The organism is Candidatus Phytoplasma asiaticum (assembly GCF_015100165.3).
GTDB lineage: Bacteria > Bacillota_I > Bacilli_A > Acholeplasmatales > Acholeplasmataceae > Phytoplasma > Phytoplasma citri.
Genome location: NZ_CP097206.1, coordinates 364,694 through 385,620, shown reverse-complemented (window position 1 = coordinate 385,620; position 20,927 = coordinate 364,694). Strand labels below are relative to the sequence as shown.

General features: G+C 25.1%; 16 protein-coding genes and 2 pseudogenes. 14 read left to right on the top strand and 4 right to left on the bottom strand.

Going from position 1 to position 20,927, the window contains the following annotated elements; genetic code table 11:
* Positions 1-118: 118 nt before the first annotated feature.
* From tsaE to tsaD, 4 genes are all read left to right on the top strand, one after another.
* A complete protein-coding gene (tsaE, locus tag H7686_RS01655; RefSeq protein ID WP_193622037.1) occupies positions 119-583 on the top strand; it encodes a tRNA (adenosine(37)-N6)-threonylcarbamoyltransferase complex ATPase subunit type 1 TsaE in 465 nt (154 codons plus the stop codon).
* 12 nt (positions 584-595) lie between these two features.
* Complete coding sequence (tsaB, locus tag H7686_RS01650; RefSeq protein WP_193622038.1) at positions 596-1,204, top strand: tRNA (adenosine(37)-N6)-threonylcarbamoyltransferase complex dimerization subunit type 1 TsaB; 609 nt, start codon at positions 596-598, stop codon at positions 1,202-1,204.
* A gap of 110 nt (positions 1,205-1,314) precedes the next feature.
* On the top strand, positions 1,315-1,446 hold the full coding sequence (locus tag H7686_RS01645; RefSeq protein WP_444517531.1) for a hypothetical protein: 132 nt from the start codon (positions 1,315-1,317) through the stop codon (positions 1,444-1,446).
* A 516-nt stretch (positions 1,447-1,962) separates the two neighbouring features.
* On the top strand, positions 1,963-2,967 hold the full coding sequence (gene tsaD / locus H7686_RS01640) for a tRNA (adenosine(37)-N6)-threonylcarbamoyltransferase complex transferase subunit TsaD (protein WP_193622039.1): 1,005 nt from the start codon (positions 1,963-1,965) through the stop codon (positions 2,965-2,967).
* A 953-nt stretch (positions 2,968-3,920) separates the two neighbouring features.
* Here the strand turns inward: tsaD and H7686_RS01635 are convergent.
* The 4 genes and pseudogenes from H7686_RS01635 to H7686_RS01620 form a co-directional block, all read right to left on the bottom strand.
* Complete coding sequence (locus tag H7686_RS01635; RefSeq protein ID WP_193622040.1) at positions 3,921-4,139, bottom strand: hypothetical protein; 219 nt, start codon at positions 4,137-4,139, stop codon at positions 3,921-3,923.
* 224 nt (positions 4,140-4,363) lie between these two features.
* Positions 4,364-6,070: pseudogene (locus H7686_RS01630) on the bottom strand (reverse transcriptase domain-containing protein).
* A gap of 589 nt (positions 6,071-6,659) precedes the next feature.
* Positions 6,660-7,223: pseudogene (truB, locus tag H7686_RS01625) on the bottom strand (tRNA pseudouridine(55) synthase TruB); the annotation flags it as partial.
* 62 nt (positions 7,224-7,285) lie between these two features.
* Entirely contained in the window at positions 7,286-7,603 is a 318-nt protein-coding gene (locus tag H7686_RS01620) for a thioredoxin family protein (RefSeq protein ID WP_193622067.1), read from the bottom strand.
* Between the two features lie 594 nt (positions 7,604-8,197).
* On the opposite strand from H7686_RS01620, the gene H7686_RS01615 reads away from it, so the two are divergent.
* From H7686_RS01615 to H7686_RS01570, 10 genes are all read left to right on the top strand, one after another.
* Positions 8,198-9,508, top strand: a complete 1,311-nt coding sequence (locus H7686_RS01615) for a trigger factor (RefSeq protein WP_193622066.1) — start codon at positions 8,198-8,200, stop codon at positions 9,506-9,508.
* A 105-nt stretch (positions 9,509-9,613) separates the two neighbouring features.
* The gene (gene lon / locus H7686_RS01610; protein ID WP_193622065.1) at positions 9,614-12,001 is read left to right on the top strand and encodes an endopeptidase La; all 2,388 of its coding nucleotides are present in this window, start codon (positions 9,614-9,616) and stop codon (positions 11,999-12,001) included.
* A gap of 450 nt (positions 12,002-12,451) precedes the next feature.
* The gene (locus tag H7686_RS01605; RefSeq protein WP_193622064.1) at positions 12,452-12,661 is read left to right on the top strand and encodes a hypothetical protein; all 210 of its coding nucleotides are present in this window, start codon (positions 12,452-12,454) and stop codon (positions 12,659-12,661) included.
* A gap of 1,115 nt (positions 12,662-13,776) precedes the next feature.
* A complete protein-coding gene (rpsU, locus tag H7686_RS01600; protein WP_193622063.1) occupies positions 13,777-13,950 on the top strand; it encodes a 30S ribosomal protein S21 in 174 nt (57 codons plus the stop codon).
* A gap of 194 nt (positions 13,951-14,144) precedes the next feature.
* Positions 14,145-14,561 (top strand): rRNA maturation RNase YbeY, encoded by a 417-nt coding sequence (gene ybeY / locus H7686_RS01595; RefSeq protein ID WP_193622062.1) that lies wholly within the window; start codon positions 14,145-14,147, stop codon positions 14,559-14,561.
* A 56-nt stretch (positions 14,562-14,617) separates the two neighbouring features.
* Entirely contained in the window at positions 14,618-15,517 is a 900-nt protein-coding gene (gene era, locus H7686_RS01590) for a GTPase Era (RefSeq protein WP_193622061.1), read from the top strand.
* A gap of 20 nt (positions 15,518-15,537) precedes the next feature.
* Positions 15,538-16,899, top strand: a complete 1,362-nt coding sequence (locus H7686_RS01585) for a glycine--tRNA ligase (protein ID WP_193622060.1) — start codon at positions 15,538-15,540, stop codon at positions 16,897-16,899.
* Positions 16,900-16,952: 53 nt separating this feature from the next.
* On the top strand, positions 16,953-18,869 hold the full coding sequence (dnaG, locus tag H7686_RS01580) for a DNA primase (protein WP_193622059.1): 1,917 nt from the start codon (positions 16,953-16,955) through the stop codon (positions 18,867-18,869).
* Entirely contained in the window at positions 18,847-20,151 is a 1,305-nt protein-coding gene (locus tag H7686_RS01575) for a sigma-70 family RNA polymerase sigma factor (RefSeq protein ID WP_193622058.1), read from the top strand. The genes dnaG and H7686_RS01575 overlap by 23 nt, the downstream gene beginning before the upstream one ends.
* A 2-nt stretch (positions 20,152-20,153) precedes the next feature.
* Entirely contained in the window at positions 20,154-20,570 is a 417-nt protein-coding gene (locus H7686_RS01570) for a tRNA (adenine(22)-N(1))-methyltransferase TrmK (protein WP_193622057.1), read from the top strand.
* Positions 20,571-20,927: the final 357 nt, after the last annotated feature.

Genomic DNA, 20,927 nt, shown 5'->3' with positions numbered 1-20,927 from the left:
TTGAAAAAAAATTTTTTATATGTTTTTATAAGGAGATATGTTTAAAATAACAATATAAACTTTATTTTAAAATTAACTTGAATAATATACTACCTTAATTTACAAAATGGAATTAAAAATGAAAATTATTTATAATAAAATATGTTTAAAATCGATACAAACTAAAATGGCTGGTATTTTTTTAGCCCAAAAAATTATATTTACGAACTTATATAAAAGAAAAAAAAATATTTTACTCATTCAAGGATCAATGGGAATAGGTAAGACTATTTTTGTCAAAGGTTTTGCTCAGAAATTAGGAATTTTAAGGATTAATAGTCCGAGTTTTAATTTTTTTAAAATTTATAACTTTAATAACAATAAATTATTTCATATGGATCTTTTTCGGTTTGAAAATAATAGTAAATTAGTTTTTTTATTAGAAGAAGTATTCGAATATTTAAGTATAGGGGATATTCTTTTAATAGAATCAACTTATTTAAATAATGAAATCGAAAAATTATGTGATTTCAAAATTGAAATTAAATTTTTAAAATATAATAGTAGGTTAATCACAATAGAACAAAAAAATGTGGAAAATTAATAAAAAAAGATTATGATAAATAAAATAGAAAAAAAAATATATAATTATCCATTATTTTTTAAAGAAAATATTTTAATTATAGATACTTCAACAGATATGCAAATAGTTATTTTGACGCGCGAAAAAGAGATTCTGGATATAAGTATTAATGTTAAACCTAAAAGTTTTGTATCTTGCATGATACCGTTAATTAATAAGATTTTACAAGATAATTCTATAAACTTATTTAATATAAAGAAAATTATAGTAGGTTGTGGTCCTGGTTCTTATACTGGTACTAAAATAGGGGTTTTAACCTCGAAATTATTAGCTTTAGAATTGAAAATTCCTTTATTTAAAATTAGTAGTTTATTATTGTTATCTAGTGGTTTTGATCAAAATTGTTTGACTCCGAAAATTAAAATTAATTCAGATCATTTTTATGCTATTAGTTTCCAAAATAACAGAATTATTTTACAAGAATCAAGATATTCTTCAGATTTTCTTTTTAATTATCCAAATCATATTTTATTAAGTTCTTTAAATTATAAAATTTCTTTGTTTAAAATATTGAATTATTTGGATATTGTTGATAATCCTCATGAATTGTCTCCGAATTATTGTTGTTCTAGTTGGTTTTAAAAGATATAAATAATTTTACTATTTATTTAATTAAATATAACGAAAAATGATAATAAAATAAACAACTAACAAGTGGTAACATAAAGTTAGTCTTCGCAAGAAGATAAATTATGGCAAGCCGGATGCTTGGAAACTTTCTTGTCCGGTTTAGAGGGGGGCTGTTTGTAAGAGACAATAGAAAAAATTATTCTGTGGTTAAAACTAAAACGCGAATAATATATCCTTATAAAATATTGAAATAAAAATTGTGCAAGATGAGCAGTTATATCAAATTTGATATAATTTAAAAAAATTTCATATTTTATTTCTGAATATGAAATATAAAATATGTAGAAAATTTGCGTATTTTTTATTTGAGATTAATTTTTATTATAAAATTGCAAATGATAAATTATTTACTCTACTTAATTATTAAAGAAACTATATAAATTTAATAATTAAGAATTTAATAGTTTTTAAATCGAAATATTAACTATATAAATATTTTAAATAGTGCTTTTTGAATTTTTTTATTTTTAGAGTAATGTTTTTATTTTTGATTTGATCAAATATTACGAGATCTTTTTTGTAAATGAAATTAATTTTAAGTAAAATCAAAATATAGTAATATATTTTTCAATATAAATCAATAAAATTTCTCATTGTAAATTAAAAAAATAATTTAGATATATATTTTTTTAAATACAATGAGATTATTTATTTATTATTTGTTGTTAATAAAATAAAAGTTTATAAAGAAATATAAAAGGTTATTAATTATGATTATTTTATCTATCGAAACTAGTTGTGATGAAACTAGTATTGCTATTACTCGGGATGGAAAGAAAGTATTAGCAAATGAAACTTTTTCACAAATTAAATGTCACCAAAAGTATGGCGGTGTAGTTCCTGAAATAGCTTCACGTAAACATTTAGAAGTTATAACATATTTTTTAAAAAAAGCTTTTATTAAGACAAAAATTAAACCAAAAGATATAGATTTAGTCGCTGTAACTCATGGTCCGGGATTAATAGGATCGTTATTATTGGGAGTTAATGCTGCTAATACCTGGTCTTATATTTATCAAAAGCCTTTGATAGGTATTAATCATTTAATAGGTCATATTTATTCTGTTCAAATAGAAAATGAAATAGAATTTCCCGCTTTAGCTTTGATTGTTTCAGGAGGTCATACCGAATTACTTTATTTAAATGATCACTTTGATATACAAAAATTAGGAACTACTTTAGATGATGCTGTTGGCGAAGTTTATGATAAAATTGCTAAAAATTTAAATTTAAATTATCCGGGAGGGCCTATTATAGAAAAACTTGCTCTCCAGGGTGAAGCTGTTTTTGATTTTACTTTGCCTTATGTTAAAAACAATAACCTAGATTTTAGTTTTTCAGGATTAAAAAGTCAAATTATTAATTTAATTAATAAAAATCGTCATAATATATCAAATAAATTAGTTTTCGATATATGTGCTTCTTTTCAAAAAGTAGTTATTGAAGTTTTATTAATTAAAATAAAAAGAGCTTTAAAAAAATTTCCTACTAAAAATTTAATTTTAGTAGGAGGTGTTGCTTCTAATTCAAGTTTAAAAAAACAATTTTTGCGAGAGTTTCCTAATTTAAGATTATTAATTCCAAGCTTAAATTTTTGCACAGATCAAGCTGCCATGATTGGTATTGCGGCTTATTATCAATATAAATTTCAAAAACCTACAAAATTATATAATTATGATTTAACAGGATTAGCAAATTTAACATCTTTTTTTTAAAAATTTTAAAATCATTAGTTCAATTTTTTATTAAATAATATTAAAAAAATATTTTGGTACATATTGATATATAGGGATAGATTATTTGCGTTTCGATTTCAAGATTGATTTTATTTTTCTATTTTTCTTATATCTATTACAAACAGCCCCCCTCTAAACCGGACAAGCAAGTTTCCAAGCATCCGGCTTGCCATAATTTATCTTCTTGTGAAGACTAACTTTATGTTACCACTTGTTAGTTGTTTATTTTATTATCATGTTTTATTATATTTGAATAATATTAATTATTTTCTGAAATTTTTTTTTCTGCCAAACCGATCATCTTCTTTCAGAGTTTATCAGCCCTGGCTATTGGTTAAATAGCACGAAATTTATACTTCTTTGGCACTTACATAAACATAATAATTCTTGGGAATAAACAATAAATTACTGACTTCTTTCGCCCTATAAAGGTCATTAACCTTCTTCCTGAGAGGACGATTGACTTAATGATTCCAAATTAAGTTTTACTCCTCCGACTACTAAAAAGTCGCTTTATCCTTGGGCATAATGATTTTATCTTATTATTAGTTAATCCGATAACTGGCCTTTAGGATTCTCCAAGTTACTCTAAATATCGACCTTGGTTCCTTAGGAGAAGTGACCGTTAAATTAACGGTGAGATTCCAGGTTTTTTTGTTGATAAAATATCCAATAATCGGTTATATATTGATAGTTTCTGGACTACTCAATGATAGTAGTTTACGAGATAGGTTATACAATTTCATCTTCTTATCTTCTTAGACCATTTCAGGTTTATCCTTAGAACCATTCGGTGGCGGTGTCATTTTAACTAACTACTTCGTCGTAACCCGCTTTTAAGAACCGCTATAATTCCTGATTGTTTCCTTTCAGAAACCATTCTTATCCTTTCAGGCTTTATCTTCCTGGTGAATGGTTAGTTCACTTGATATTTAGGCCTCTTTGGCGCCCAACCGAATAGGTTGATAATATGCAATCCATTTATTATTATTATTCATTACTATAAAAGGTTCTTGGGTTATAATGTGTCTTTGATCTAAATAAATACCATTTTGAATTAATTTAATGATATAATCGTTTAAAATTATTTTTTTACAATTTTGAAATAAAATTTTAATATCTATTAAATTAGATAAAGAGATTTGATTCATTAAAGTAGCATTTTTTAGTTCATATAAACCAATTTTAGTTCTTTTTAATTGTTTTAATGATACGGATAGATTAATTGCGTTTTATGAAGCAATTTGCATTTGCCGTTTTATTTACAATCAGCCCCCGTCCAAACCGGACAAGCAAGTTTCCAAGCATCCGGCTTTCCCTAATTTACTCTCTTGCGAGAACTAATTTCCCCTCGCGGTTGATTAGCTATTTATTCTTATCGTTCTTGTTTTCTAATATCGTGTATTTGTTGATTGGTTATCTTGCGATGACAATCTCTACACAGTATTTTTGTTCTTTTATTCATTATCCTTTGGTGATTAGAGTTACGAATCGTCCCAATGTGATGAATTTACAGTGGGTTTTTTTTGTCGCAGTTCTCACAACGTTCTGCTTTCAAGCGGGTGTAGGACCTTGGAATATAAATCTATTAATAGTAATATCAGGATTTCCCTTGTAATTACGCATTTTTTTATTTATCCCAAGAATAAACATTCCATAGTTCGTATTGGGTTTTTCCTTTATTAAGATAAGAAATACCCCAAGTTGAACCTATCTTATATTTCTTTCGGACTCTGGCAATCGACGTTTTCCATTTCCTTGCCAGTGTCTTCAAAAAGCTATGTTCGGCTAGATAATTTAGATGGGTTAAAACACCGAGATTGTTAGCTAGACAAAAGTATTGGATAATTTCTCTAACAATTGTTTGATAGGTTCGGATTATTTCTAATTCGTCTCTCTCTGTTAATGTTTCGTCGCGTTTCACCTTCCCCTTTTTTAACCAATTATATTCATATCCGTATTCTTCAGCTTTTTGCTTGGAAATTTGGATTTGAACTTGGCCATTTAAGGAATTCTTTGTAGTTTTCCTTACCCGAGTTTTATTGGTGGGGTTTACCTTTATCATGTAGGATAAAAACCTAGTTCCTTTACTAGCTTTGACAATTTTTGATTTATTCTTACTGATGGTAAGTTTTAAATCTTGTGTTAGCCATTGCGTTACTTGATTCTTAACCCTTTCAGCTTTGTCATATTCACCTTTCACACCAATGATGAAATCATCAGCATAACGGATGTACTCAACTCTTATCTTTGGGTTTAAATTGATATGCCTATCAATCCCCAGTTTATGGTGTTGATTTTTAGACCGTGCTTTCCCATATTCTGGGTTACCCTTCTTAATTGGTTTTCCTTCTTTAATCAGTTCCTCCATTTTCAGGTCCATGTAATGTAAATATACATTCGCCAGTAAGGGGGAAATGATTCCTCCTTGAGGAGTGCCTGATAAAGATTCGTATTTGATTCCATCTTTCATGAAGCCAGCTCTTAGCCATTTGTTAATGGTTGAGAGAGTTTTACTCTTTTTGATGAACCGATTTAAGGTTCTCATGAGAATCTCATGATTGATGGTATCAAAGTAGCCTTTTAGGTCGATTTTGATAAGGTAATCAATTCCTTTAAATCTTTGTTTGACGCGTTTGATGGCCTCGTGTTAAGATCTTTTGATTCTAAATCCAAATTTTCATTCTAAAAAGATATTTTCAAAATAGAGAGTTAAGAGTTGTTCGAGACATTTTTGTATTAGCCGGTCCTTGATAGTGGGTAGCCCCAAGGGTCCGGTTCTTTTATTATCATGAGGAATGAGAATTCTTTTAACTGGTTTCGGATTATAACCATTATTGACGTATTCCTGATGGTATCTTTCTAGTCTTTCTAGATTAATCCCATCAATGGTTTCATTGTCAATGCCCGGTGTTCCCGCCCCTTTGTTAGCGGCAATTTTATTAAATGCTGTTAACGTGTTATAAAAGTTATTCATCCCTTGCTGAAGTTCTCTTTTTAGAGAGTAACCGTTTGATGAACGATATTGAATTTTACTCAATGTTCGCGAAAGTTTAGTTTCGGGTGAAACAGTTGTTGACATAATATCAACCTCTTTCTTGATACCATTGAATAAATAGTAAATTACTTTCTTCTTTCGCCCTATAAGAGTGATTAACTCTCTTCTGGGTAAGCCGATTAACTAAATTATTCCAAATTTAGGTTTACTCTTACGACTACTAAAAAGATTCTTTATCCTTGACCATCCGGACTTTTATTTCTGGATTAGTAAATTTAATTACTGAGTTTTAGGATTCTCCAAGTTACGCTAAATTTCGACCTTAATTCTTTAGGGGAAGTATCCTCTTTAGGAGGCTGATTCCAGGTTTCCTCTTCTGATAAACTACTCAATACTCGAAACTTATATTAGTAGACTCTGGACTGTCCGTTTCAGCAACTTCCGAACAGGTTATACTATTACATCAATTTTCCTTCTTAGGCCATTGCAGGCTTTTCCATAGAATTATTTGGTGGCGAGGTCTTCTTGACTAATTTGCTTTCGTCGCAACCCGCTTTTATGGTCTGCTATAATTTGACATTCTTTCGTTTGTCAAACCGACCATCTCCTCTCAGAGTTTATCGGCTCTGGCTATTGGTTAGATAGCAAGAAATTTAGGCCTCTTTGGCGCCCCTCCGTAAGTATTCATATTTTTTCCAATATCTCTAATTAAACTTCTTATATAAGTTCCTTTAGATACATCTACTTGAAATTTAGCTTCTTGTTCTTTGTTATCATATGAAATTAATTTCAAATTTGAAATGGTTACTTGTCGCGGAGGAATTTTTAGATATTTTTGTTTTCTAGCTAAATTATACATTTTTTGGCCTTTAATCTTTATAGCAGAGAAAATCGGAGGAGTTTGCCAATATTGTTTGTTATTAAAAAAATCAAAATTTTTTTTTATCATAGATTCAGATAAAATTATGTTTTTAGTGTCCAGTAATTTTCCATTAACATCTAAGGTGTCATAATTTTTATTAAAAATGGCAGTTCCTTGATATTGTTTATCTAAATCGTTAAATAAAAATGCTAATTTTGTCGCTTTATTAATTATTACAATTAACAAACCTTCTGCTAAAGGATCTAAAGTTCCTGTATGTCCTGCTTTTTCTAAATTTAATTTTTTTTTGATAAATTTAACAACATCATGTGATGAAATGCCAGAAGTTTTATTTATTAAAAAAAATCCTTCCATTTTGCTACAAATCATATTTTTTTTCCTATTTTTATTCAATATTCAAAATTTAAAAATATTATTCAATCTTCTATATCATTTGTTATAAAATCGAATAATTCTGATAAAGATAAATAGCCTATATTTTTTTTAATTAATTTAGTATTTTTATATAATAGTAAACTAGGATAACTTGTAATATTATATTTTTTAGCTAAAGCAAAGTTTTCGTGCCCGTTAATTTTGATAATTTCAATATCGGGGTTTTCTTTTTTAATTTGTTCCAGATGAGGCATTAATTTTTGACAAGGAGGACAATGTGTTAGAAAAAAATCAATTAACAATAATTTATTTTTGTTTTTAACAATTAATTTCTCTAAATTTTCTATAGAATTTTGCATTATTTATTATTTGAGTCCTTTCTTAAATTTTAATAAATATATAACATATTTACATATTTAGTGAAAATTATTTTTGAGAATTTCATTTTTGATCTAGATTTATGTAAATTAATGTTTAAAAATTAAAATTAATTTACGCTTATATATTATAATGATTTAAAGAAATTAAAAATTTTATTATTTTTTTATAAATTAAATATTAAATTCAAATTATTATGTATTAACAATTATTTTTAAGTTATTTAATTTTTTTAAAATTTTTTAATATTAAAAAGTAATTGAATCAAAAAAAATAGTAATTATTATTTTTTTTGATAAAATTTAGTATGTATTAATCTTTATTATTAAAATAATAATATGTAAAAATGTTTTTTAAATTATTGAATCTTTTTATATTTTAATTATAATTATTAGATAAAAAGGTTTTAAAAAAACTACTATTTATATTTGTAATTATGTAAAGTTTTTTATTATATTAAAAATACTTTATAATTTTAATTTTGATTATTTATTGTTATATAAATAAGATTAAAAAAATTTTTCTTTATATTACTATGAATTTTTTAAAAAAGTGATTTACTAGGTGATAAAATAATGAAAATCGAATATATAAAAAATGATTTTGCGAAATATAATTTTGATATTAATCCTCAAGAATTTGAATTTTTTTTACAAAAATCTTTTGATGATATTAAAAAAGATATTAAAATTAAGGGTTTTCGCAAAGGTTTTGTGAATAGATTATTATGTGAAAAATATTTTGGAGAAAGATTTTTATATCAAAAAGCTATTACATTTTTAGTTGAATCAAAAATTAATGAAATTTTAGCAAAAGATGAAAATAAAATTATGGGACAACCCGAAATTGTTGATTTTGATCTAAATAAAATAGAACGAAATCATAATTTTTCTTTAATAATTAAATTTGCATTAAAGCCGAAAATTGATTTGTGTGATTATAAAAATATTAATATACCTATTAACAAAAAAAATCAAGATGTTGTAGTGACAGAAGAGGAAATCGATAAATCTATTCGACAATGGTTAAATATAGCATTTAAAGAGCAGGGTTTTATATTAAAAAATAAATATTGTCAATATTTTTTTAATTTAGAAATACGACATAAAAATGTAGTTATTTTGAAAGAAAATAATATCTGTTTTGATTTTGATAATGGGAATTTTAATTATATTATTGAATATTTATCTTCTCACATATTAGGAATGAAAGAAAAAGAATATCGTAATTTAAAAATTAAATTTCCTAATACATTTTCAAATTCAAAATTATCTGGTAATAATGTTAAAATAAAATTATTTTTAAATAAAATTAATGTTATATCGGATATTAATTTGAACGCGGATATAATTAATCAATTGCATTTATCTGAAAATTTTCCTAAAATTGAAAATTTAATCGATTATTTCCGGAAACAATTGCAATTTAATAAAAAAGAAGTTTTAAAAAAACAAGAAATACAAGAAATTGTGGAATATTTGTTAAAAAATTCAAGTATTGATATATCTCAACATTTATTACAAAATCATATTTCAATAACAGAAAATAAAATTCAACAACAATTAAAAAACAAAGATTTTAATTTAATGGAATATTTGCAAAAAAATAATTTGTCAGAATCAGATTTTAAAAAACAAATGATTGAAGAGAATGTGAAAAAAATAAAGATAGCCTTTTTGTTAGAAGAAATTGCTCTTAAAGAGAATATTCGTATTTTAGATGATGAAATTCAAAATTTTTATCAAAATTTATTTCATAGTTCGAATTTTAATAATTTTGAAGATTTTCAAAAAGAATATGACTTTAACTATATTAAAACAACTTTATTACATAATAAAGTTATAGATTTTTTATGGAATAATTCCTCTTTTAATAAAAATTCTTAATTATTTTTAATATTTCAATTATTTTATAATAATTAGAAATTAAATATTAGTTAATTTTTATATTATTTAATAAGTTTAATTTTATTTTCAAGAGAGAGGCGAATAATGAATAAAAAAATTAAATTAACTCAAATAGAAGGCGATAATAAATTCGAATATATTGAAGGTGTTGAGGTTCCTTATGAATTACCCGCAATTATTGTACGTGATGTGATACCTATTCCTAATAATGATTTTAGGATAGAAATAGGACGTGATTTTTCAATAAATGCTTTAAAACATGCCGAAAAAAGTAAATTTCCTTATGTAGTTATTTTGCCTCAAAAAATATTTGCTCTAGAAGATCCTGGAATAGTAGATATTGCAGAATATGGGGTATTAGCTCGAATTATCGCTTCAGTTAAAATTCTTAATAGTTCTATTTATAAAGTTAAATTCCGTTTATTAAAAAGAATTAAAACAACTTCAATTTTGAAAAAAGATAATTTTTTTAATGCTACATATGTTCCAGTCGCTACTGAATTAAGTGATGATATTAAAAAAGAAGAAGCTTTGATTAAATTAGTTATGGAACAAATAACTTCTAATACAAGTCAATTTTTATTTATATCCGAAAATAATTTGTTAGAACAAATTCAAAATGGTATTGATACTGAAAAAATAGCTGATTTAATTATTTTTGCTTTAAAAATTGATGAAAAAGAAAAGTATAAGTATTTACAAGAAACAAATTTAAATAATAGATTATTTTATATTTTACAAGATATTCATAAAAAGATTGATATTATCGAATTAGAAAATAAAATAAATGAAGAAGTTAAACGTAGTATTGACGAAAATCAAAAAGAATTTTATCTTAGAGAAAAAATACGTGCTATTCAAAATGAATTAGGCGATAGGGCTAAAAAAGAAGAAGAAATAGAAACTTTACGAGCACAAATTAAAAATTCTAAAATGCCGATAAATATTAAAGAAAAAGCATTACAAGAATTGTCTCGTTATCAATCAATTTCTTCAGCGGTAGCTGATTCTTTTGTGATTAGAAATTATTTAGATTTTTTAATAGCTTTGCCTTGGGGTAAAAAAAGTAAAGATGTTAATGATTTAGAAAAAATTCGTATGGTTTTAGAAAAAAATCATTACGGTTTACAAGAAGCCAAAGAAAGAATTTTAGAATATGCTGCTGTTAGAATTATGACTAAACATAACGCTCAAACGATATTATGTTTGGTAGGCCCTCCGGGTGTAGGTAAAACTACTTTAGCTATTTCTATAGCGGAAGCTTTAGGACGTAAATTTGTTAAACAATCTTTAGGAGGTTTACAAGAGGAAAGCGAATTTAAAGGTCACAGAAGAACTTATGTTGGAGCTATGCCTGGCCGTATTTTGGATGGTATTAAAAATGTAGGAGTTATAAATCCTGTATTTTTGTTAGATGAAATAGATAAATTAGTAAATAATTTTCATCATAATCCGGAATCTTCTTTATTAGAAATTTTGGATCCGAATCAGAATAAAACTTTTGTAGATCTTTATTTATCTGAACCTTTTGATTTGTCGCAAGTATTATTTATAACTACTGCTAATGATATTAGTAATATTTCTGCCCCTTTAAGAGATAGATTAGAAATTATCGAATTAAATTCTTATACAGAAAAAGATAAGTTAAATATTGCTAAACAACATTTAATTCCGAAACTTTTAAAAGAACATGGTTTAAAAGCAACAAAATTTTCTGTTAGTGATTCTGCTTTAATTAAAATTATTAGGAATTATACTAAAGAAGCTGGAATTAGAAATTTAAGTCAAAAAATAGCTACTTTAATTCGCAAAACAATAAAAAATATTTTAATTAAAAAAATCACTTGCGCTAATATTAACGAAAATAATTTAGAAAATTTTTTAGGAAAAATAATTTATTATGATTTATTAACCGAAAAAAAACCTCAAATAGGTGTTGTTAACGGATTAGCTTATACAACGGTAGGAGGAGATGTATTATCTATTGAAACTACTTGTTATCCTGGCAAGGGTAAGTTAGTTTTAACTGGTCATTTAGGAAAGGTTATCGAAGAAAGCGCTATTACTGCTTTTAGTTTTTTAAAAGCTAATGCTCACAAATTAGGCATCGATTACGACATGTTTAAACAAAAAGATTTTCATATTAATTTTGTTGAAAGCGCGGTTCCTAAAGATGGACCTTCTGCTGGTGTAACCATAGCTACATCTTTATTTTCTGTCATGACTAGCCAAAAGGTTAAAGAAAATATAGCAATGACTGGAGAAATTAGATTAACTGGAGATGTAGTAGCTATAGGCGGATTAAAAGAAAAAGTTTTAGCCGCTGATAGAATAGGTATAAACATCGTTTTTATTCCGAAAGCTAATTCTAAGGATATCGATGATATTCCTGAAGAAGTTCGTAGTAAATTAAAAATTATAACTATTCAAAATGTTAAAGATATCTTTGCTGAAGCTTTTATTTCTTCTTAATTTAAAAAGATGAAAATAATTTTAATATTTATTGATTTGGAAATTTTTACAAAATTATAATTTTCAAACTAATTTAAAAATTATTTTAACAATAAAAAAATACCAAAAAAAGATTAATTAGCATATATAGTTAGTATTTTTGTATTAAAAATAATTTAGGGTCAATAATGAATTAATTTTGAAATATTTTGGTAAGATATTAATAATAAGATAAAGAAAAATTTAATTTAAATTTTAATGTGAAATAGTTTAAATAGAATCTTTTTCGCAGATATTAAAATTTCTTTCGAAGATATTAAAGTTTTTATTCCGGAAAAAATATTTTTTCCGGTTTTATAAATAATTAATATCAATTATAAAATCATAAATAAAAAATTTATTGAAAATTCATTAATCTATCACAATTTCAATGAATGTATTTAATTAAAAATTAATAAAAAGGTGATTAATATGTTCGTGTTACCTAATTATGTTATTTATATTATTTGTGTTATTATTCTTGTTAGTGTTTTGTTTTCATCCGAAACAGATGTCACTGATGCATTCGCAGAACAATATGGAACTCACAAAAGCAATCAAAGTATTGATAAATTTAATCGTTTCATTAGTATTTTAGTTTTAATTATCTTTTTGCAATTTTTTATTCAACAATCATTTTAATGATGATCAAAAAAATTATGGGCGCCAAAGAGGCCTAAATTTCGTGCTATCTAACCAATAGCCAGGGTCGATAAACCCTGAAAGGAGATGGTCGGTCCGGCAAACTAAAGAATGTCAGATTACAGCAGACCATAAAAGCGGATTGCGACGAAAGCGAATTAGTCAAAAAGACTTCGCCACCGAATAATTCTATGGAGAAGCCTGCGATGGCCTAAGAAGGAAAATTGAGGTGATTTAATAACCTGTTTCGGAATTGGCTTAAACAGACAGTCCAGAGCCTACTAGTATAAATAGTAAGTATTGAGTAGTTTATCAGATAAAGAAAACCTGGAATCAGCCTCAAAAAGAGGATACTTCCCCTAAAGAATTAAGGTCGAAATTTAGCGTAACTTGGAGAATCCTAAAACGAAGTAATTAAATTTACTAATCCGGAAATAAAAGTCCGGATTGTCAAGGATAAAGAATCTTCTTAGTAGTCGTAAAGGTAAACATAAATTTGGAATAATTTAGTTAATCGGCTTACCTAGAAGAGAGTTAATTGATATTTATCTTTCATTCGAATAAGATACTCAAGTGGGGGATGAATAACTACTTCGATTTTAACTGGGTCGCTGCCAACAAAGGTAAATATGTTCATAATCAAGATGATTGTCAGGTTTGTTATCGTAATAGGACCAACCAACAAATGAATAATGTTAGAATATTTAAAAAGAACAAAAGGTCAAGAATAAACATTTAACTAGTGGTGACACGAAGTTAAACCCTAAAAAGGGATAAATTAGGGAAAGCGGTGTGCTTGGAAACTTGCTCGCACCGTTTTGATGAAGGCTGTTTATAAATAAAACAGCAAATACAAATCGATAAATAAAACGCAATTAATCTATCCGTATATTTTAATCAAAATAAAATAAATATAGATATGTACAAAAAATATCCATTTTATTATATTTTTATATCTTTTTTGTTATAATTTATGTTATAATAAGACAACATATTAATTGGATGATTTTAATTGTTTTAATACACATGTATACATGAAAAGATTTACTTAAACAATAAAAAAATTAATAAATGAATTATGAATATAATTAAATCTAAAATATAAAGGAGTATATATGCCAAAAGTTATTACGAGAGAAAATGAACAAATTGAAGATGCATATAAACGTTTTAGAAGAGAAGTTTCTAAATCTGGTATTACTGCTATAGTTAGACAAAGAGCATTTTTTATTAAACCTAGTGTAGCGAGAAAAATGCGTGCTAAAAAATTTCAATTAAAAAAACGTTAATAAGTGAAATATTAATTTTGATAAAAAATGTTTTTTTATATTAAATTTAAATAAATTAAAAATTTTTTCAGTTTTTATTTTTATTTATTAAAATTGCAATAAATATAATTTGCGATAATAAATAAAAGCAAATTCTGAATTTCTTTTTTGTTATACAAATTTATAAAATTTTAATTTTGGATAAGATTTAAATCATGGATATTAAAATAGAAAACAATACTAATTTTGCAATTGATTATTTAATTCTTGTTTTAATTAAAATATTTCAAGATTTGGATATAGGAAAAAAAATAAATATTATTTTTGTTAACGATGATTATATGAAAAAAGTTAATAATTTTTATTTAAAAAAAAACTATACCACTGATGTTTTAGCTTTTAATGATTATACTCAAGATATTTCATTAGGAGATATTTTAATTTCGTTGCCTAAAGCTTTTAAACAAGCTATTAAACATAATATTACCGATATTCAAGAAGTTAGTTTTTTAGCTTTACATGGTTATTTACATTTAAAAGGTTATGATGATAAAACGGAAGAATCATTGTGCGAAATGATCGATTTACAACAAAAAATCTTAAAAAAACATAATTTACATTTTGATTATTAAAATTAAAAAAATTAAAAAAATTTTTAAACTATTTTATTAATAAAAAGGAGGATATTTTGTTTAAATCAGGATTTATTTCTATCATTGGCAATGCTAATGTAGGCAAATCTACTCTTATTAATCATTTAATTAATCAAAAAATATCAATAACTAGTTCTAAATCTCAAACTACACGTGACGCTATTATCGGTATTGATACTTCATCTTCTTATCAATTTATTTTTATTGATACTCCTGGTTTGCATTTTAATCGTAAATATTTATTAAATAAAATGATGCATCAAGTTACTTTAAGAAGTTTAAATGAAGCTGATGTTATTTTATTGATAGTGGATCAAGAATATTATCAAAATAATCAAGAACAAAATTTTTTCGATATTATAAAAAAATATAATAAAAAAATTATTTTGGTCGTTAATAAAATTGATTTATATAAAAATATAATTATTGATAAAATTATCTTAAGTTATGTTCAAAAATTTCATTTTGATGCTGTTATTCCTATATCAGCTATTCATAATAATAATATAAATATTTTGAAAAAACATATTTTAGAATTTTTGCCTGAAGGAAAAACTCATTATCCGCCTGGTATTAAAACAAATATAAACCAAAATAAATTCATATCTGAAATTATTAGAGAAAAAATTCTTTATTATTTGCACCAAGAAATCCCTCATGCTTCGACTGTTTTAATTGAAAATATTTCTCCTATTAAGTCTTCTTCTATTGTGAATATTTCTGCCCTTATTTTAATCGAAAAAAATAATCAAAAAAAAATATTAATAGGTAATCAAGGCAATATGTTAAAAAAGATAGGAATTGAAGCTCGTAAAGATATCGAATATATTTTGAATAAAAAAATTTATTTAGATTTATGGGTTAAAGTTGAAAAAAAATGGCGTAATAATATTCATTATTTAAGGAAAACTGGAATATCATTAAATTTTAATTAAAAATAGCAAAGGATAAGTAAATGTTTTCTTTACAAGAGTTAATTAGTTTTGCGAAACAAAATGGTTTTATTTTCCCGGGAAGCGAAATTTATGGAGGTTTAGCTAATACTTTTGATTATGGACCTTTAGGGTGTTTGTTAAAACAAAATATTAAAAAAGCTTGGCAAAAAAAATTTTTTCAAGAAAGAGAAGATACATTATTATTAGATAGTTGTATAATATTAAATCCGAAAATTTGGGAATCATCTGGACATATTAAAAATTTTACTGATCCTTTATCAGAAAACAAGGATACTAATAAACGTTATAGAGCGGATCAGTTAATTAAAGAACATAATCCGAATGTGAATATTAACGAAATGTCTTTAGAAAATATGACACAATATTTAATTACCCATCGTCTTTTAGGCACTTCTAATTGGTCTCATGTCAAACAATTTAATTTATTATTTCAAAGTCATCAAGGTTCGGTGCCATCTCAAAATAATATAATTTTTTTGAGACCAGAAACTTGTCAGGGCATTTTTGTTAATTTTAAAAATATTTTAAATACTTTTAGAAAAAAAATACCTTTTGGTATAGGTCAGATTGGTAAATCATTTCGGAATGAAATTACTCCGGGAAATTTTATTTTTAGAACTTGTGAATTCGAACAAATGGAATTAGAATTTTTTTATCATCCCGAAGAAACTCTAAAGTGGTTTGAATTTTGGAAAAAGTATACTTATGATTTTTTAATTAATTTAGGTTTAAAAAAAGAAAATTTAAAATTTAAAGATTACCATCGTACGGAATTAAGTCATTATGCTAGTGATACCACTGATATTTTATTTAATTTTCCTTGGGGTTTTGATGAATTATGGGGCATTTCTGTACGTAATGATTTTGATTTAAAACAACACCATAAATATTCAGGTATAGATTTAAGATATTTAGATCCACAAACAGGTAATAAATTTTATCCTTTTGTTGTAGAACCTTCTGTAGGAGTTGAAAGGTTATTGTTAGCTATTATGTTGAATTGCTTACAAAAAGAGAATTTAGACAACCAAACAGAAAGAATTTTATTCAAAATACACCCATTTTTAGCTCCTTATAAAATAGCAGTTTTGCCTTTAATTAAGAATATTCATCGAGAAAAAGCAAAACAAATACAACGTTTTTTATGTAATTATTTTGAAGTTATTTATGATGAAACTAAAAGTATTGGTAAAAGATATAGAAGACAAGATGCCATTGGCACACCTTATTGTTGTACAATAGATCATCAAACTTTAGAACAAGATATTGTATCTATAAGAGATCGAGATTCTTTAAAACAAGAATTTATACCTTTGAAAAATCTTAAAAATTACTTAATTGATAAAATATCTTTTGAATAAATTAATAAATTATTCAATTAATTTCGATTGGATAATAATAAATAAAAATAAATATGAATCAGATTAAAAAAAAAATATCATTTATTGACCAAATTAATCAAAAAATTTCTATTTACGAATTAGTTAGTCAAGTAGCAGGCCTTTCTTTAAAAAAAACAGGTAAAAATTTTATGAGTTTATGTCCTTTTCATGAAGAAAAAACTCCTTCTTTTTCTGTTTCTCCAGAAAAAAATATTGCTGTTTGTATGGCTTGTCATGAAGGGGGGAGTCCAACAGCTTTTTGGGCTAAATTTAAAAAAATAACTTTAGAATCAGCTGCTCACGAATTAAATTATAAATTTAATTTAAAAATATTAAATACACCTCAAGATTATGTACAAAATAAATTAATAAGTATTTTAGAATATGCTCAAGATTTTTTTAAAAGCGCTTTGCAATATATTTTGCATAATATTGAAGATCATTATGCTTCTGATTATTTATTAAAAAAACGAAAATTAACTTTAGAATTAATTAATAAATTTCATTTAGGTTACGCACATGTTCATCCTCAGGCTCTTCAAAATCATTTATTACATAAAGGTTTAAAAATAGAAGATTTGTTAACGTTAGGTTTAGTTAGCAAATCGCAAAATAGTTCCGAAGAATATTATAGTTTTTTTCGTGATCGCATTATGTTTCCTTTGACGAATTCAAATGGTAAAATTATAGGTTTTACTGGTCGTTCATTAAAAGATAATCCAAAGATTCTTAAATATTTATTCAATAACAATACTATTTTGTTTAAAAAAACTAATGTATTATATAATTTATTTGAAAGTCTTGAATTTATTAAGCAAAAACAAAATGTTATTTTATGCGAAGGTATTTTTGATGTTATAGCTTTTTATAAGGTTAATATTTATAATACTATTGCTACTCTAGGAACTAAATTAACTTTAGAACATATTACTTTATTAAAAAAAAATACTAATAAAATTACAATTGCATTCGATGGTGATGAATCGGGGATAGAAGCTACATATAAAGCGGCTGAATTATTGATTAAACATAAAATGCGCGTTTTTATTTGGCATCCGCCTAATAATCAAGATCCAGATGAATTTTGGTCTAATCCGGATAATCAAAAATATTTTAATTATGAAAAATTATTACAAAACTCTCAAGATTATGTTTTTTATATGATCGAAAAATATTTAGAAAAAGGTTTGGATACAACCATTTTAAATAAAAATATCTTAAATTTAATTAAATCTTATGATGAACAAACTAAAAATGATTATTTTCAAATTATTTATAAAAAATATTCTCTTTTTATAGCTAATGATATTTATAATACAAAAATTATGAATTTACAAGATTATAAAACACTTATGTGTCAAAATTATTTTCAAGAAATTCCCAAAAAAACTAAAAGTATTGTAAGTCTTGTAGAAAAAGAAATTTTAATTGAAATTTTATTAAATCCAGAACATTTAAAATCAATTAAACATGATATTTATGATTATGTAGTTTCGGATGTAAATATTTTAAAATTAATAGATCAAATTGATATTTATTATCAAAAGGATGCGACAGAAAATGAAATAAAATATGGTATCAATTTAGAACGTTTTATGGAAATTTATGGCGATTTTATATCAGAATTATCAAAAGAATTTGATATTTATGGTTTATTTTTAGAAATTAAAAATAATTATTTATTTAAAAAAAAAATACGTATCCAAAAATCCGAAAATTTAAACGAATTTTATTGTTATTTAAAAAGGCATTTAATTGATCAAATGAGAAAAGAATTAAAAATTCTTAAAAATAAATTGCAAAATTTATCAGAACAAATTATAAAAACTAATAACAAAACAGATAATGATCTAACAAAATTAATATTATTAGAAATAGCCCGTAAACAAAGAGAGTTATTAAAGTTAAAAAATATAGGAGTTCGTGATGAATCTAAAAATGACAATTAAAAAAATCTACAAACAAAAAATTTTGCAATTTGAAAAAATAGGTGAAACAGTTCTTGCTAATATTTTCACAAGAGAATTAAAATGGTTTAATTCTAATACAAAAGATATAAATAATATTTATAAAAAAATGATTAAATTTTTTTTAATTAATGGTAAGTTAATAAATAAAAAAATATCTAAAAGTATTAAACCAATAAAATCTCAAAGTGATTTAGAAAATTCTGATTATGATACATTAGACATAGAAGGTTTAGAAGATGAAAATATTAATATTGAAACTATTCGTTCCGAAGACATACAAGAAGATCTTAATTTAAAAAAAATTGCTAATTCCATTAAAGTTGATGATCCGGTAAGAATGTATTTGAAAGAAATCGGACAAATACCCTTATTAACTTTAGAAAAAGAAAAAGAAAATTCTAAATTAGTTTACGAAGGTGTAAAAGCTAAACAAAAATTAGAAGATTTTAAAAATAAATTAATATATCTAACTAATGAAGAATTAGAACAACTTCAATTATCAATTAACAAAGCTGTTATAGCAAAAAATAAATTAATTGAAGCTAATTATCGTTTAGTAGTATCAGTAGCTAAATTATATATAGGTAGAAAAATTAAATTTTTAGATTTAATTCAAGAAGGTAATATGGGATTAATGAGGGCTGTAGATAAATTTGATTATACCAAAGGTTTTAAATTTTCTACTTATGCAACTTGGTGGATTCGACAAGCTATTACTAGAGCTGTTGCCGATCAATCTCGTACTATCAGATGTCCAGTTCATGTTTCAGATATTTTAAATAAAATTTCACGTTTAAGGGGGAAATTAACTCAAGATTTAGCTCGAAAGGCAGAAAATCATGAAATAGCTAAAGCTATGAACTTAGAAACAAAAAAAATTAATGATTTGCAAATGATCGAAAAAGAAACTATTTCTTTAGAAACATCTATTCGTGATGAAGATGATTCTTCTTTAGGGGATTTTATTAGCGATCCTAATGCTATTTCTCCTCATGATTATATGTTACAAGAAACTTTAAAAAAAACTTTAGAAGAATCATTAGAAGAAGCTTTAACTCCTAGAGAACAACTTGTTTTAAAAATGAGGTATGGAATTTTAGAAGGAGATAACAGAGTACATACTTTAGAAGAAGTTGGAGCTAAATTAGGTGTTACACGTGAACGTATTCGTCAAATAGAAGCCAAAGCTTTAAGACGTTTAAGATCTCCTTCGAGGCAAAATAAATTAAAAATTTTATATAAAAATATCAATAGAAAATAAATATGAATAGAATTTTATTTATAGCTTCGTTAATTAAAAATTATAATACAGTTGCTGATATTGGTACAGATCATGGATTAGTATTAAAAAAAGCATTAGATTTAGGATATATCCGCAAAGGAATTGCTGTAGATATCAGTTCTAAAGCTTTATCTCGAGCTCGTAAAAATTTAGAAAATTATCCTGTTCAATTTTTTGTTAGTGATGGTTTTCAAAATATTTCTGTAGATTTTGATTTAGCAGTTATTTGTGGTTTAGGAGCTTATACAATTATAAATATATTAAAGAATACTCCAATTACTAAACCATGTTTGTTAGGTTGCCAAAGTAAAATACATTTATTGTTTGATTGGTTAAAAAAGAATGATTTTATTATTTTAAAACATTATGTTTTTTCTGGGGGCGCCAAAGAGGCCTAAATTTCGTGCTATCTAACCAATAGCCAGGGCCGATAAACCCTGAAAGGAGATGGTCGGTCTAGCAAACGAAAGAATGTCAGATTACAGCAGACCATAAAAGCGAGTTGCGACAAAAGCAAATTAGTCAAAAAGACTTCGCCACCAAATAATTCTATGGAGAAGCCTGAAATGGCCTAAGAAGGAAAATTGAGGTAATTGACAAACCTGTTCAAAATTTGCTTACATGAACAGTCCAGAGTCTACTAGTATATATCAGAAGTACGGAGTAGTTTATCAGCTAAAGAAAACCTGGAATCAGCCTCCCTAAAGAGGATACTTCCCCTAAGGAATTAAGGTCGAAATTTAGAGTAACTTGGA

Coding starts and splice junctions, on each gene's coding strand:
- tsaE (WP_193622037.1), top strand. CDS start 119: ATGAAAATTATTTATAATAAAATATGTTTAAAATCGATACAAACTAAA.
- tsaB (WP_193622038.1), top strand. CDS start 596: ATGATAAATAAAATAGAAAAAAAAATATATAATTATCCATTATTTTTT.
- H7686_RS01645 (WP_444517531.1), top strand. CDS start 1,315: ATGGCAAGCCGGATGCTTGGAAACTTTCTTGTCCGGTTTAGAGGGGGG.
- tsaD (WP_193622039.1), top strand. CDS start 1,963: ATGATTATTTTATCTATCGAAACTAGTTGTGATGAAACTAGTATTGCT.
- H7686_RS01635 (WP_193622040.1), bottom strand. CDS start 4,139: ATGAATCAAATCTCTTTATCTAATTTAATAGATATTAAAATTTTATTT.
- H7686_RS01620 (WP_193622067.1), bottom strand. CDS start 7,603: ATGCAAAATTCTATAGAAAATTTAGAGAAATTAATTGTTAAAAACAAA.
- H7686_RS01615 (WP_193622066.1), top strand. CDS start 8,198: ATGAAAATCGAATATATAAAAAATGATTTTGCGAAATATAATTTTGAT.
- lon (WP_193622065.1), top strand. CDS start 9,614: ATGAATAAAAAAATTAAATTAACTCAAATAGAAGGCGATAATAAATTC.
- H7686_RS01605 (WP_193622064.1), top strand. CDS start 12,452: ATGTTCGTGTTACCTAATTATGTTATTTATATTATTTGTGTTATTATT.
- rpsU (WP_193622063.1), top strand. CDS start 13,777: ATGCCAAAAGTTATTACGAGAGAAAATGAACAAATTGAAGATGCATAT.
- ybeY (WP_193622062.1), top strand. CDS start 14,145: ATGGATATTAAAATAGAAAACAATACTAATTTTGCAATTGATTATTTA.
- H7686_RS01585 (WP_193622060.1), top strand. CDS start 15,538: ATGTTTTCTTTACAAGAGTTAATTAGTTTTGCGAAACAAAATGGTTTT.
- dnaG (WP_193622059.1), top strand. CDS start 16,953: ATGAATCAGATTAAAAAAAAAATATCATTTATTGACCAAATTAATCAA.
- H7686_RS01575 (WP_193622058.1), top strand. CDS start 18,847: ATGAATCTAAAAATGACAATTAAAAAAATCTACAAACAAAAAATTTTG.
- H7686_RS01570 (WP_193622057.1), top strand. CDS start 20,154: ATGAATAGAATTTTATTTATAGCTTCGTTAATTAAAAATTATAATACA.